Origin of the sequence: Cupriavidus sp. SS-3, from assembly GCF_035818815.1 — a bacterium.
Classification (GTDB): Bacteria; Pseudomonadota; Gammaproteobacteria; order Burkholderiales; family Burkholderiaceae; genus Cupriavidus; species Cupriavidus taiwanensis_C.
In genome coordinates this window covers 94444-106981 of record NZ_JAYLVT010000016.1, presented here as the reverse complement: position 1 = coordinate 106981, position 12538 = coordinate 94444, and the positions used below count along the sequence as shown (strand labels likewise).

The window sequence follows — 12538 nt, the reverse complement described above, 5'->3', positions numbered from 1 at the left end:
CAGCGCCAGCCCGGCTCAGGGCTTGATATAGGCGTAGCCTTCCTCGGCCTGCAGCCGGGCGATCTCGACCACGCCGGCCTGGACCACCTTGGCTTCCATCAACAGCTGCGATTCGGAAATCTTGCGCGCGGTCAGCGTATTGCGGCACACGCGGAACTCCACGCCGTCGGCCGCGAGCGCGCCCACCGGGCTCTCGAAGCCGTTGCCGCGCGCGTCCTTGGCGCCTTCGACGAGAAAGTCGACGCCGTAGCCGAACGCGACCACCACGATCCTGGTGCCGGGGGCGCCATTCAGGTGGTTGCGCAGGTTGCCCATCGCGCGCACCGCCTGGTCGATGCCTTCCGACAACTGGTACACCACCTTCACGCGCCCGCCCTTGCCCGCACCGGCCGCGGTCGACTGACCGGACTGGGCCGAAGCCCTGGCTGCCAGGCCGATGGCGGCCAGGGCCGCCGATGCTCGAATAAATGCTCGCCGCATAATGCTCCTTCCGGCCGGGTCCGTCCCGGCATTCCGCCCCGAACCTTAGCAGAGGACGGCGCGACGTGCCGGCAACATGCCGGGCGCGGGCCGGGACCGCGCGGCCTCAGGCGATGGTGGCCTCGTCGGTGCGCTTGTCGCCCTTGTTGTCGGTCCAGGTCACGGCGACCTTGTCGCCCTTGGCGCCGCCCTTGAACTTGAAGTTCAGGAACGGGTCCTTGGACACCGCCGGGCCGAACTGGGCGCGGAACACTTCCTTGCCCTTGCACTGGGCGGTCACGGTCTGGATATGCCAGGCCGCGACGACCTTGCCGGACGCATCCTTGCGCTGGCCGGTCTCCATGTCGTGCTTCATCAGAATCTTGACGTCCACCACGCCGCCGTTTTCGGTGGCGCGTACGCGCATCGGGTCTGCCATGTGTTTCTCCTGTTGCAGTTTGGCGGGAATCTCGGTCCAGGGGCGCGGCGTCAGCCGCCGCAGCCGCCCAGCGTGACCTTGATTTCCTTCGATGCCACGTACCACTTGCCGCCGGCCTTGACCGCGGCGTGCACCACCGAGGTCTGGCCCATCTTCACGCGCGTGGAGACGAACGGCTCGGTGCCGGCCGGGATGATGAAGTCGGCGGCCAGGGTGTTGGGGTTCTTTTCCACCAGGATCGCGATCTGCTCGGTATCCGGCAGGGTGCTGGTCACGGCCACCGGCACCACGGCGCCGTTCTCGGCGATATCGGGGGCGGTGAAGGTGATGGCGGTGCTCTTCTCGGTGCCGCTGCCGCCGAGGGCCTTGATCACGTCGGCAACGCTCTTGCCGTCAAAGGCGTTCTTGTTCCACTCGGCCGCCTGCGCTTCGCTGATCAGGCCGGTGGCGGCCATCAGCGACAGGACAGCGGTGACCCGCAGCACTTCTCGTCGTTTGGAATTCATTGCTTGCTCTCCGGCTACTCCGTTCCAGTCGGTCGTGGACCGTTTCAGGGGTGTTGCATGCGGCCGGTACATGGCCGGCCGCTGGTTGTCCCGGGCCGCGCGGCAATCACTGCCCGGCCCGGTGCATCGGCGGACTGCCCGTTATGGCAGTCGGTCTTACTTGGCGGGGGCGCCTGCCAGCACCCACTCGACCACGGTCTTCAGGTCGGCGTCGCTGATAGCGGCGTTGGCCGGCATCGGCACCGGACCCCACACGCCCGAGCCACCGCTCTTGACCTTCTTGCTCAGGGTCGCCAGGGCGTTCTTGTCGCCCTTGTACTTGGTCGCCACTTCCTTGTAGGACGGGCCGACCAGCTTCTTGTCGACCTGGTGGCAACCCATGCAGGCGTTCTTGTTGGCGATCTCCTGTGCCTTGGCGGCATCTACCGCGTGGGCCGATGCGGCGGCGCCGAGCATCAGCGCTGCGATGACAAACTGCTTCATTGTTAAGCTCTCCAAGCTCTGTAAAGCCGTGGGGACGGCAAAGGCCGCGCGGCCGTGCTGCAATGGCCCGGCGGCACACACTGGCCACCGCCTGGGGGCACTGCGGCGGCCAGTCCGCTATTTTGCCTCAAGAATCCAGCCCACCATGGCCTGCACGTCCGAATCCGGGATTTGCGGCTGCGGCGGCATCGGCACGGCGCCCCACGTGCCCTGCCCGCCCGCCTTGACCTTGCGCGCCAGTGCCGCATGCGCATCCTGCCCCTTGTACTTGCCCGCGATATCGACGAACGACGGCCCTACCAGCTTGCGGTCGATCGCGTGGCACGCCACGCATTGATACTGGCTGGCCAGGCGCGCGCCCGGCGCGGGCGCCGCCGCGGCCACGGCTGCGCTGCCTGGCCTGGCCGCGCCGGCCGCCGCGATACCGCGCACCGGGCCGAACGCGCGCTGCTGCTGCGCCAGGTCGCCATGGGCGTCGCGGGCATAGTCCGGCATCGACGAGGCAACCAGGACCTGCTCCGCGCAGCGCGACATGCACGCGGTGTTGCGCGTATCCGGCCGGCCGCGCCCCGGCCACAGGCCGTGCTCGGTGGTCATGCCGGCACGGTTGGGCATGCGCCGCTGGACCTCGGCGATATTGGCGTCGGACAGTGCAAAGTCGGCCGGCACGATCTCGCCCAGGTGGAGCAGGTAGGCGGTGACCGCATAGACCTCGGTGACGCTCAGGCTCTTGGGCGCGTTCCACGGCATCGCGCGGTGGATGTAGTCCCACAGCGTGCTGACCGTGCTGACCTTCATCAGCGTGGTGCGGTACGGCTGGTTGCCGGTCATGCCGGCGACGCGCCCGCGCTTGATGTCTTCGGCGGTGGTGCCGCCGACCAGCGGCGTAAACACTTCGTTGGATTCGCCGAAGTCGCCGTGGCACGACGCGCACTTGCCGTCCCAGACCTTCTGCCCCTGCGCGACCGTGCCGCTGCCCTTGGGCAGGCCCTTGAAGTCCGGGCGCACGTCGATGTCCCACGCGGCCACCTCCGCCGGCGTGGCGGTGCGGCCAAGTGCCGCACGCGCGTCGCCCGTGCCGGCGGCTGTCGACGCGGATGCCGGCACGGCGCAACCGGCCGCCAGCAGCAGCGCCGCCGCGACCCTGAGCTCAACCCACATGGACATTGGTCACCTCGCCGCCGGCCGCCACCTGCCAGCTCTGGATCGCGTTGTTGTGATAGATCGAGCGCGTGCCGCGCACCGCGCGCAGCTGCCCCAGCTTCGGCTGCACGTAGCCGGTCTCGTCGATGGCGCGGCTTTGCAGGATGGCCGGGCCGCCGTCCCAGACCCAGTCCAGGTTGAAGCGCGTCAGGCACTTGGACAGCACCGGCGCCTCCAGCCGCGCGGTGCGCCAGTTGCGCCCGCCGTCGGTCGACACATCGACCCGCTTGACACGTCCGCGCCCGGACCACGCCAGGCCGCTGATGTTGTAGAAGCCCTTGCCGACCAGTTGCTGCCCGCCCGACGGCGTGGTGATGACCGACTTGCACTCCTGGATCGAGGTGTACTGGCGCAGCTTGCCGTCGGGCATCATGTCGACGTAGTGGATGGTCTCGTCCTTGGCGTTCCAGGGCCGGTCGCCCAGCTCCAGCCGGCGCAGCCACTTGACCCAGGACACACCCTGCACGCCCGGCACCACGAGGCGCAGCGGGTAGCCGTTCTCGGGGCGCAGCATCTCGCCGTTCATGCCCCACGCAACGATGATCTCGTCGGCCAGCTCCATCGGGATGGTGCGCGTCATCGACGAGCCGTCGCAGCCCTCGGCCAGCAGGTAGCGGCCGCGGCGCAGGTCGGCGCCGGCGTCGTCCAGCAGCACCCGCAGCGGCACCCCGGTGAATTCGCAGCACGACAGCATGCCGTGGGTGTACTGCACCGTCGGCACCGCCACGTTGCCCCACTCCATGCCGGTGTTGGCGCCGCATTCGATGAAATGCATGCGCGACACCGCCGGCAGGCGCATCAGGTCGTCCATGGTGTAGACCCGCGGCGTGCGCACCAGGCCGTTGATCATCAGCCGGTGGCGCGCCGGGTCGATATCGTGCCAGCCCTGGTGGTGGCGCTCGAAGTGCAGGCCGTTGGGGGTGATGATGCCGAAGAAGCCCTGCAGCGGCGCGAACGCGACCGAGGCCGCCGACACCCGGGTCAGGCCGGGCGACTCGCGCCGGATCAGGTTTTTCTCATGGACCGAAGGCTGGCCGTAGGGGCGCGCCGCGACCGGTTGCCCCAGCGACGTCGCCCAGGGCTGCGGCTGCAGGATGGCAGGATCGCCATTCGCGCCGTCCGCGGCCAGCGCGTGCCGGCCCGCCGCGGCCGTGGCGATGCCCGCGGCGGCCCCCAGGAAGCTCTTGCGCAGGAAGTCGCGCCGCGGCGCGTCCAGGCCGTGCCGGCCGATGTCCTGCTGCAGCGATGCGCTGACGAAGTGCTCGGGCGCGGGCACGATGCGCCCGGGCCGGTTCCGTTCCTGCAATGCGGTCTCCTCCGGCGCGCTCGCCCCGGTCGGTCAGACCGGTCGGCGTGCCTGTTGTACAGGGCGCCGCAACGGGTGCGGCACCGCCGTTTGCTGCCGGAAGAGTGGTGGCGCGGCTAGCTTGCCGTGCGCCGCCGGCGCGCCTGGGCTTGCGGCGCGGGCTGGGCCATGAAGCGGTCGACCACGACGGACGGCAAGGCGTTGTCCTCCAGCCGGCTTGCCACCTGCACGCAGACCGTGCGGCACAACTCGATCACGCTTTCGTCCGCAATGGCGTAGAACACCAGGTTCGCCTCCTTGCGGCGCGACAGCACGCCCGAGCGGTACATCGCGTTGAGATGCCGCGACACGTTGGTCTGCGACGAACCCACCGTCTCGACCACCGTGCTGACCGGCTTCTCGCCATCGCACAAGGCGTGCAGGATCTTCAGCCGCGTCGGCTCCGCCAGCAGGCTGAAGTAACCCGATACCTTTTCGAACACGCGATCCAGCTCTTCCATGCCGTCCAATATATTCGTATATGCGTGAATGCGCATATAGTGTTTACCCATTGATGCAGCACAACATGAGGGGCCGCGCGCGCCGGCTCAGCGGCGCGCCAGCGCCCTGCCCGCCCACAGGCGCTGGCCGAACACGTTGAGCAGCAGCCCTGCCATCACCACCGCCGCGCCGATCCACTGGGTACCGGACAGGTCCTCGCCCAGCAGCACGTGCGCCGACACCAGCCCCACCACCGGCACCAGCAGTGTCAGCGGCGCCACCTGGCTGGCCGGATAGCGCGTCAGCAGCCGGCCCCACATGGTGTAGCCGAACACCGTCGCCGCGAACGCCAGGTACGCCACCGCGAACACCGCCATGCCGGACACCTGCGTCACGCTTTGCACGATGCGCGCCGGCCCCTCGAACCACAGCGACAGCAGCGCGAACGGCACGATCGGCACCAGCGCGCCCCAGATTACCAGCCCGAGCAGGTCCACGGGGCCGATCTTCTTGCTGACGATATTGCCGCTGGCCCAGCAGAACGCCGCGCACAGCGTCAGCACGAAGCCGGCCGCGCTCATGCCGCCCATGCCGCCCGCACCACCCGCACCGGCGCCGATCAGCGCCAGCCCGCCAGCCGCCACCGCCATGCCGGCAAAGTTGTGCCAGCGCACCGGCTCGCCCAGCCACAGCGCGGCGATCGCCAGCGTGAAGAAGGCCTGCGACTGCAGCACCAGCGACGCCAGCCCGGCCGGCATGCCGACCGCCATGGCGTAGAACAGGAAGGCGAACTGGCCCAGGCTGATGGTGGCGCCGTAGGCCAGCAGCAGCTGCCACGGCACGCGCGGGCGCGGCACGAAAAAGATCGCCGGGAACGCCACCAGCAGGAAGCGCAGCGCCCCCAGCAGCATCGGCGGCACGCCCGCCAGCCCGACCTTGATCACGACAAAGTTGACGCCCCAGACGCAGACGATGGCGAGGGCGAGGAGGCGGTCTCTGGCTTGCATGGGAATGCCGTGCGCGGGTGCGCGAGTTCAGATAGGGACGCCTAGCGTAGCAGCGCCGGTGCGCGCGGCATTGCACGTTCTTGCGGTTTTGTGCGGGCAGCCGTGCCGCCCGCACCGCCGCCACCGTCAGGCCAGCATCTCCGCCCAGATGCCCCGCGCCCAGGCCAGCGCGTAATCGCCCTCCAGCACCGTCGGCGCCGGCGACAGCCCGCCCGAGCCCGGTACCGTGACCATGGTCTTCTGCGCCGCGTCGTAGCGATGCACGCTGGACACATGCACCGCCTCGCGGTCGGAGGTGAAGCTGTAGCAGGTGTTGTTGTACAGCGGCTCCGGGTCCGGGGCGCGGCCCGACAGCAGCGCCACCAGCGCCGCCGCCGCGACCTTGCCGTGCTGGTTGGCCATATGGCCGGACTTGGGCATCAGCGGCGCGATCTGGATGGCGTCGCCGATCACATGGATATGGGCCGCGGCGCGCGACTCGAAGCTGAGGAAATCCACCTCGCACCACTTGCCATTGGCCGTGGCCAGCCCGGCCGACACCGCGATCGCGCCGGCCCGCTGCGGCGGCAGCACATTGAGCACGTCGGCGCGCACATCGTCCTGCACCTCGAACTTGAGCGTGCGCGTGGCGGGGTCGACATCGGCCACCTCGTGCTGCGGCCGGTATTCCACCATGCCCGGGTATTGCGTGGCCCACACCTGGCGGAACAGCGCGGCCTTGGAGGTGATGTCGGCATTGGCGTCCACGATCAGCACCTTGCTGCGCGGCTTGTGCTGCCTGAAATAGTGCGCCACCTGGCAGGCGCGCTCGTACGGGCCCGGCGGGCAGCGGTACGGCGCCAGCGGCACGCTGATGGCATAGGTGCCGCCATCGGGCATCGCCTCCAGCTGGCGGCGCAGCGCGACGGTTTCGGGGCCGGCCTTCCAGGCATGCAGGATCTGGTCGCCGCCGGGCCGCTTCAGCCCGGGCAGCGCCTCGCGCATCATTTCGACGCCGGGCGACAGCAGCAGGCGGTCATAGGGCAGCACGCTGCCGCCCGCGAGGCGCACGGTGCGCCTGGCCGGGTCGATGGCGACCGCGGAGTCGCGCGCGAGCCGCACGCCGTGGCGGCGCACCAGTGCGTCGTACGGCAGCGTCAGGTCGCCGAGCTGGCGGCTGCCGCCCAGCACCAGGTTCGACAGCGGGCACGAGACAAAGGCCGGATTCGGTTCGACCAGCGTCACCTCGATCGCCTGCCCGCTCCATTCGCGCAGGTAGCGCGCCGCCGTGGCGCCGCCATAGCCCCCGCCAACCACCACCACCCTGGCACGGGCCGCGGCGCGTGCCGGCCGGATCCCGGCCGTACCCAGGACTGCGGCGCCCGCGGCGCCGAGGAAGCTTCGTCTGTGCATGGCTCGCTCCTGTCAGCGCACGGCGGCGAACCACGCCGCGATCGCGGCGATCTGGTCGTCGCTATAACCCTTGGCGATCTGGTGCATCACGGTGGCGGGGCGCGTGCCGGCCTTGAAGGCCTGCATCTGCGCGGCCAGCTCCGCCTGCGGGCGGCCGGCCAGCGGCGGAATCGTGCTGCCCGCCGGGGCCCGGCCGGCCGGGCCGTGGCAGCTGGTGCAGGCGGCGGCCTGGCTGCGCGCGCGCAGCGCGGCATCGGTGGGCTGGGCGGGGGCACCGGCGGGCTCAGCCGACAGCGCCGGCTGGGCGCACAGCATCGCTGCGAGCAGCGCCAGTCGGCGCGGTATATGCCAGGCAGGCCGGGGGATCGTTGTTGTCATGGTCTCGCTCCGTCTGGGGGCCGGCGCAGCGCTATCGCAGTCAGCGCACTCAGCCGGCGTGGCAACCGTAGCACATCGGCCGCGCCCGGTGTGCGTTGCAAACCGCAGAACGAAAAACGGCGCCCGCATATGCGGGCGCCGTCTTGACCGGCCGGGGCGGGCGAGCGTTGCGCGCTTCAGGGCAGGTTGCGGCCGGGCGGCAGCGCCACCGGCGAGGTGACCGGAGCCGCGACCGGCGCGGTGGTGGCGCCCGCGCTGCCCGCGGTACCAGGTGCGGCACCGGCCGGCGCATCGATCGGCCCGCCCACGCCCGGCACCGACTGCACCGGCGCCGGCGTGCCGACGTTGCCGTCGAACGACGGGTTTTCCGAGGTCGAGGCCGCATCCAGACGCGCACGCTCGGTGTCGTTGACGTAGTCGAAAGCCTTCACCACCTTGGTCACGCCCGAGGCATTGCGCGCCACGTCCGTGGCCCGGTCGCCCTCGGCGCTGGTGACCACGCCAAGCAGGTAGACCACGCTCTTTTCCGTGGTGATCTTGATCGAGTTGGACGGCACGCCTTCGGCGGTCATCAGCAGGGTCTTGACCTTGCTGGTCAGGTAGGCGTCCTGGCTCTGGGTCATGAAGCCGGGCGAGTTGACCACCTCCAGCTCATTGATCACCACGCGCGCATTCTGCAGGCCGCGCACGTACTGCTCGATCTGTTGCTTGACGCTGTCGTTCTTCGCTTCGCCGGTCAGCAGCACCTTGCGGTTGAAAACGGTCACGTTGACGCGGGCCTGGCCGCTGAAGCGCGAGTTGATGGTGCTCTCGGCCTCCAGCTGCAGGCCGCGGTCGACGGTCTGGGTGGCGGCCGGGCGGCGGTCGGTGGCCATCGCCACCCCGGTGCCCATGGCGCCGGCAATCACCGGAAAGCAGCCGGCCAGCTGCGTGGCGCACACCAGCGCGGCCGCGGCCAGGCCGGCGCGGCCCAGGCCGAAACTGGCCAGGGGGCGGAAGGGATGGCGCGCCTCCGCGCCATTCCGGGAAGCTTGCGTAGTGGGCAGATGAGTCATGCGGTCCTTGCTCTGGCTGAATGTTGGAAATGAGGGTCGGCGGATGCCCGGCATCACGCCTCTCCGAGCAGTGCCTCGTCGATGCCGTTGCACAGGCAGTGCAGCGTCAGCAAGTGCACTTCCTGGATGCGCGCGGTGCGCTCGCTCGGCACGCACAGGTGGATGTCGAATTCGTCGAGGAGGCCGGCGATGGCCCCGCCGCCCTTGCCGGTCAGCGCCACCACCGCCATCTCGCGCTGGCGCGCGGCGGCCACGGCCGCCATCACGTTGTCCGAGTTGCCCGACGTGGAAATCGCCAGCAGGATGTCGCCGGGCTGGCCGAGCGCCTCGACCTGCTTGGCAAACACCTTGCTGAAGTCGTAGTCGTTGCCGATCGCGGTCAGGATCGAGCTGTCGGTGCTCAGCGCGATCGCGGCCAGGCCGGGCCGTTCGCGCTCGAAGCGCCCGACCAGCTCGGCGGCGAAATGCTGCGCCTGCGCCGCCGAGCCGCCATTGCCGCAGGCCAGGATCTTGTTGCCGCTGGTCAGCGCGCCGACCATGCGATCCACCGCGGCGTCGATGTAGGGGGCCATCACCGCCGCGGCCTGTCGCTTGGCTTCGGCACTGTCTAGAAATTGTTGCTGGATACTTTCGATACTCATGGCTCTGGGGGCCCGCTTGTTGCCATGGCGATCCGCGAATCGCCCTCATGTTTGCCGTGCATTATGACCCAGCCCCGGCGGCATCCAGGTCAAAGGCGTGCTGCAGCCATTCCAGCCGGCCGGGTTCCAGCGCCACCACGTCGAAGCGGCACGGCGGCACCCGGGCCAGCGTGGCCAGGTAGTGCGCGGCGGCCAGCAGCACGCGCCGCTGCTTGGCCGGCGTGACGCTGGCCGCGGCGCCGCCGAAGCCGCGCCCGCTGCGCTGGCGCACCTCGACGAACACCAGCGTGCCGTCGGGCGCGCGCATCACCAGGTCGATCTCGCCGCCTTTGCAGCGATAATTGCGGACCACGGGCTCCAGGCCCTGGCGCCGCAAGTGGGCCAGGGCCCGGTCCTCTGCCTGCGCCCCGCGCGCCTGCCGGCTGGGCGCCTGCCCGCCCGGCCCCTGCGTGGTGGATTTGAATGATCGCATCAACGGAAGTTCTCAAGCATGAGTGACTGGATCTCCCTGGCGGCAAGCCAGTCGTACCCGGCCGGCACGCTCTATGTCGTGGCCACGCCCATCGGCAATGTCGCCGACCTGTCGCTGCGCGCGCTGCATGTGCTGGGGCTGGCCGACGCGGTGGCCTGCGAAGACACCCGCAATACCGGCCAGCTGCTGTCGCGCGTCGGCCTGCCGCGGCCGCTGGTGGCGGTGCACGAGCACAACGAGCGCGAGGCCGCGGGCCGCATCGCCGAACGCCTGGCGGCGGGCGAGCGCATCGCCTATGTCTCGGACGCCGGCACGCCGGGCATCTCCGACCCCGGCGCGCGGCTGGTCGAGGCGGTGCGCGCCGCCGGCCATCCGGTGGTGCCCCTGCCCGGTCCCAGTGCGGCGGTGGCGGCGCTGTCGGTGGCGGGCGACCTGCTCGAGGCCGGCGCGGGCCGCTTCACCTTTGCCGGCTTCCTGCCCCCCAAGCCCAAAGCGCGCGCCGAGGCGATCGCCCGGCTGGCGGCACTGGACCACGCCTGGGTCTGCTACGAGGCGCCGCACCGAATCGCCGACACGCTTGCGGCGCTTGCCGCGGGCCTGCCGGGCGAGCGCCGGCTGCTGGTCGGACGCGAACTGACCAAGCTGTTCGAGGACATCGCCGTGATGCCGGTAGCGCAGGCGCCGGCCTGGCTGGCGGCCGACCCGAACCGGGCCAAGGGGGAATTCGTGCTGGTGGTGGAAGGTGCCGGCAGCGCCGCCGCGGATGCCCTGCCGGATGCCGAAGCGCAGCGCGTGCTGGCGCTGCTGCTGGCCGAGCTGCCGGCCAAGCGCGCCGCCAAGCTGGCGGCCGCAATCACCGGCGCGGACACCGGCGCGCTGTATCAGATGGCGCTGGCACAGCGTGCCGGCGACGCCAACGATTGAGGGCGCGGCCCGCGCGCGGGCATAGGCACAAGCGCGAGCCTGCAAGTCAGAATGTAAGGAGGAAGTGTCAGCGCGCGGCGGCATGCGACGGCGCTGGCGCGCTCAGTGGCGCTTGCGCTTGACGGTCTTGCCGCTGGCCTTGGCCGCCTTGCGCGCCTTGGCGGGCGCCAGCGAATCGGCCAGTTCCGGCACGGATACGTCGTCATCGCCGCTGCCGTCGCCGGCCTCGGTGCCGCCGGCATCGACCTGCGGGCCCAGCGCGGCGACCTCGGTGCGGGTCAGGCGACGGATCTCGACATTGGTGGCGCCGCGTTCGACGAAGCCCAGGCGGCGCGCCGCGCCGTAGGACACATCCAGCACGCGGTTACCGTGGTACGGGCCGCGGTCATTGATGCGCAGCACCGCGACCTTGTTGTTGCGCAGGTTGCGCACCAGCACCCAGGTGTCCAGCGGCAGCGACGGATGCGCCGCGGTCATGGCGCGCATGTCGAAGCGTTCGCCGTTGGCGGTCTTGCGGCCATGGAAGCCCTTGCCGTACCACGAGGCCACGCCGCGCTGCTCGAACGTGCCGATGTCGGCGCGCAGGCCTTCGAGCGAGTTGCCGCTGCGGCCTTCGTCGGGGTCATAGCCGAACAGGTTCCAGCTGCCGGTGTCGGGCGTGCGCGTGGCGGGCCTGGCGTCGGCGCGTTCGGTCCGGGCGGGCTTGCCGTTTTTTGCCGCGCGCGTGGGCACGGCATCGCCAGCGTCGGTGCCCGCGGTATCGCTTTCGGGCGGCGTGGCACAAGCGGCCAGCACCACGGCGCATGCGGTGCATGCGCCGAGCTTGGCCAGCCGTTGCCAGCGCTTGGTGAGAGCGGAGATCCGTAACATGGGCGGCAGTCTAACATTGACTGTTTGGGACTATCTCTTTCAATTTGTTACGAAATCTGTGCGATTTCGCACGAACATGGCCTAATTGGCCGGAATCCCGCCTGTGGCAACGGATTCGGGTCAACATGGCACGGCATGCAGTGGGTAATGGATTGATCACACGGCAGGTGCCGGGCGCACGCCAGGCGCCGGACGCTACAATGCTGGGCACCGCCGCGGATCGCGCCGCCAAGACGCCCGGGCCGGTCCGCCCGGCCGCATAACACGCCCATGAAAGCCCTGCTCATTCCCGTCACGCCCTTCCAGCAGAACTGTTCCCTGCTGATCGATGAAAGCACCGGCGCCGCCGCGGTCTGCGATCCCGGCGGCGACCTCGACCGCATCCGCGCCGCAGTGAAAGAACAAGGCGTCACGCTGGAAAAGATCTTCCTGACGCACGGCCACGTCGACCATTGCGCCGGCGCCGCGGCGCTGTCGCGCGAACTCGGCATCCCGATCGAAGGCCCGCAGCAGGACGAGCGCTTCTGGATCGAGCAGTTGCCCGAGCAGACGCGCCGCTTCGGCTTCGGCCATGCGGAGAGCTTCGAGCCCGACCGCTGGCTCGAGAACGGCGACACCGTGCAGTTCGGCAACGAAACCCTGGAGGTCTATCACTGCCCCGGCCATACCCCGGGCCATGTGGTGTTCTTCTCGCGTCCCAACCGGCTGGCCGTGGTCGGCGACGTGCTGTTCGCCGGGTCGATCGGCCGCACCGATTTCCCGCGCGGCAACCACGCCGACCTGATCCGCTCGATCCGCACGCGGCTGTGGCCGCTGGGCGAGGACGTGACCTTCATCCCGGGGCACGGCCCGGTCTCGACCTTCGGCGCAGAGCGCCGCAACAACCCCTTCGTCGCCGATCATCTGGTCGACGCGGGCTGAGG

The 12538-nt window shown here is 70.1% G+C and carries 16 protein-coding genes; 2 read left to right on the top strand and 14 right to left on the bottom strand.

Going from position 1 to position 12538, the window contains the following annotated elements; all coding sequences use genetic code 11:
• Positions 1–15: 15 nt before the first annotated feature.
• The 13 genes from U9J39_RS21930 to U9J39_RS21870 form a co-directional block, all read right to left on the bottom strand.
• Complete coding sequence (locus U9J39_RS21930; RefSeq protein WP_115678869.1) at positions 16–480, bottom strand: DsrE family protein; 465 nt, start codon at positions 478–480, stop codon at positions 16–18.
• A gap of 106 nt (positions 481–586) precedes the next feature.
• The gene (soxZ, locus tag U9J39_RS21925; RefSeq protein ID WP_115711233.1) at positions 587–898 is read right to left on the bottom strand and encodes a thiosulfate oxidation carrier complex protein SoxZ; all 312 of its coding nucleotides are present in this window, start codon (positions 896–898) and stop codon (positions 587–589) included.
• Between the two features lie 50 nt (positions 899–948).
• A complete protein-coding gene (gene soxY, locus U9J39_RS21920; RefSeq protein ID WP_018006136.1) occupies positions 949–1404 on the bottom strand; it encodes a thiosulfate oxidation carrier protein SoxY in 456 nt (151 codons plus the stop codon).
• A gap of 156 nt (positions 1405–1560) precedes the next feature.
• On the bottom strand, positions 1561–1887 hold the full coding sequence (locus tag U9J39_RS21915) for a c-type cytochrome (protein WP_035826540.1): 327 nt from the start codon (positions 1885–1887) through the stop codon (positions 1561–1563).
• 117 nt (positions 1888–2004) lie between these two features.
• On the bottom strand, positions 2005–3054 hold the full coding sequence (locus tag U9J39_RS21910; RefSeq protein WP_326348043.1) for a c-type cytochrome: 1050 nt from the start codon (positions 3052–3054) through the stop codon (positions 2005–2007).
• A complete protein-coding gene (soxC, locus tag U9J39_RS21905; protein WP_326348042.1) occupies positions 3038–4396 on the bottom strand; it encodes a sulfite dehydrogenase in 1359 nt (452 codons plus the stop codon). Before soxC ends, U9J39_RS21910 begins: the two co-directional genes overlap by 17 nt.
• Before the next feature lie 116 nt (positions 4397–4512).
• Positions 4513–4932, bottom strand: a complete 420-nt coding sequence (locus U9J39_RS21900) for an ArsR/SmtB family transcription factor (protein ID WP_326348041.1) — start codon at positions 4930–4932, stop codon at positions 4513–4515.
• A gap of 51 nt (positions 4933–4983) precedes the next feature.
• Positions 4984–5883, bottom strand: coding sequence for an EamA family transporter (locus tag U9J39_RS21895; RefSeq protein ID WP_115711241.1), 900 nt, complete (start codon positions 5881–5883; stop codon positions 4984–4986).
• Between the two features lie 126 nt (positions 5884–6009).
• Positions 6010–7275, bottom strand: a complete 1266-nt coding sequence (locus tag U9J39_RS21890) for an NAD(P)/FAD-dependent oxidoreductase (protein WP_115711243.1) — start codon at positions 7273–7275, stop codon at positions 6010–6012.
• Positions 7276–7287: 12 nt separating this feature from the next.
• A complete protein-coding gene (locus tag U9J39_RS21885; protein WP_115711244.1) occupies positions 7288–7653 on the bottom strand; it encodes a c-type cytochrome in 366 nt (121 codons plus the stop codon).
• Positions 7654–7829: 176 nt separating this feature from the next.
• Entirely contained in the window at positions 7830–8708 is an 879-nt protein-coding gene (locus U9J39_RS21880) for a BON domain-containing protein (RefSeq protein ID WP_115711246.1), read from the bottom strand.
• A gap of 53 nt (positions 8709–8761) precedes the next feature.
• Positions 8762–9349 (bottom strand): phosphoheptose isomerase, encoded by a 588-nt coding sequence (locus U9J39_RS21875; RefSeq protein ID WP_115711248.1) that lies wholly within the window; start codon positions 9347–9349, stop codon positions 8762–8764.
• Positions 9350–9410: 61 nt separating this feature from the next.
• Positions 9411–9821 (bottom strand): YraN family protein, encoded by a 411-nt coding sequence (locus tag U9J39_RS21870; RefSeq protein ID WP_115711250.1) that lies wholly within the window; start codon positions 9819–9821, stop codon positions 9411–9413.
• Positions 9822–9839: 18 nt separating this feature from the next.
• On the opposite strand from U9J39_RS21870, the gene rsmI reads away from it, so the two are divergent.
• Entirely contained in the window at positions 9840–10745 is a 906-nt protein-coding gene (gene rsmI, locus U9J39_RS21865) for a 16S rRNA (cytidine(1402)-2'-O)-methyltransferase (RefSeq protein WP_326348038.1), read from the top strand.
• 102 nt (positions 10746–10847) lie between these two features.
• Here the strand turns inward: rsmI and U9J39_RS21860 are convergent, their stop codons facing one another.
• A complete protein-coding gene (locus U9J39_RS21860) occupies positions 10848–11615 on the bottom strand; it encodes a septal ring lytic transglycosylase RlpA family protein (protein ID WP_115711253.1) in 768 nt (255 codons plus the stop codon).
• Positions 11616–11885: 270 nt separating this feature from the next.
• Between U9J39_RS21860 and U9J39_RS21855 the strand changes: the two genes are divergently transcribed.
• Positions 11886–12536, top strand: a complete 651-nt coding sequence (locus tag U9J39_RS21855) for an MBL fold metallo-hydrolase (RefSeq protein ID WP_115711255.1) — start codon at positions 11886–11888, stop codon at positions 12534–12536.
• Positions 12537–12538: the final 2 nt, after the last annotated feature.

What these genes read in the sequence shown, in the direction of transcription:
- U9J39_RS21930 (WP_115678869.1), bottom strand. Translation starts at nt 480, where the DNA reads ATGCGGCGAGCATTTATTCGAGCATCGGCGGCCCTGGCCGCCATCGGC.
- soxZ (WP_115711233.1), bottom strand. Translation starts at nt 898, where the DNA reads ATGGCAGACCCGATGCGCGTACGCGCCACCGAAAACGGCGGCGTGGTG.
- soxY (WP_018006136.1), bottom strand. Translation starts at nt 1,404, where the DNA reads ATGAATTCCAAACGACGAGAAGTGCTGCGGGTCACCGCTGTCCTGTCG.
- U9J39_RS21915 (WP_035826540.1), bottom strand. Translation starts at nt 1,887, where the DNA reads ATGAAGCAGTTTGTCATCGCAGCGCTGATGCTCGGCGCCGCCGCATCG.
- U9J39_RS21910 (WP_326348043.1), bottom strand. Translation starts at nt 3,054, where the DNA reads ATGTCCATGTGGGTTGAGCTCAGGGTCGCGGCGGCGCTGCTGCTGGCG.
- U9J39_RS21900 (WP_326348041.1), bottom strand. Translation starts at nt 4,932, where the DNA reads ATGCGCATTCACGCATATACGAATATATTGGACGGCATGGAAGAGCTG.
- U9J39_RS21895 (WP_115711241.1), bottom strand. Translation starts at nt 5,883, where the DNA reads ATGCAAGCCAGAGACCGCCTCCTCGCCCTCGCCATCGTCTGCGTCTGG.
- U9J39_RS21890 (WP_115711243.1), bottom strand. Translation starts at nt 7,275, where the DNA reads ATGCACAGACGAAGCTTCCTCGGCGCCGCGGGCGCCGCAGTCCTGGGT.
- U9J39_RS21885 (WP_115711244.1), bottom strand. Translation starts at nt 7,653, where the DNA reads ATGACAACAACGATCCCCCGGCCTGCCTGGCATATACCGCGCCGACTG.
- U9J39_RS21880 (WP_115711246.1), bottom strand. Translation starts at nt 8,708, where the DNA reads ATGACTCATCTGCCCACTACGCAAGCTTCCCGGAATGGCGCGGAGGCG.
- U9J39_RS21875 (WP_115711248.1), bottom strand. Translation starts at nt 9,349, where the DNA reads ATGAGTATCGAAAGTATCCAGCAACAATTTCTAGACAGTGCCGAAGCC.
- U9J39_RS21870 (WP_115711250.1), bottom strand. Translation starts at nt 9,821, where the DNA reads ATGCGATCATTCAAATCCACCACGCAGGGGCCGGGCGGGCAGGCGCCC.
- rsmI (WP_326348038.1), top strand. Translation starts at nt 9,840, where the DNA reads ATGAGTGACTGGATCTCCCTGGCGGCAAGCCAGTCGTACCCGGCCGGC.
- U9J39_RS21860 (WP_115711253.1), bottom strand. Translation starts at nt 11,615, where the DNA reads ATGTTACGGATCTCCGCTCTCACCAAGCGCTGGCAACGGCTGGCCAAG.
- U9J39_RS21855 (WP_115711255.1), top strand. Translation starts at nt 11,886, where the DNA reads ATGAAAGCCCTGCTCATTCCCGTCACGCCCTTCCAGCAGAACTGTTCC.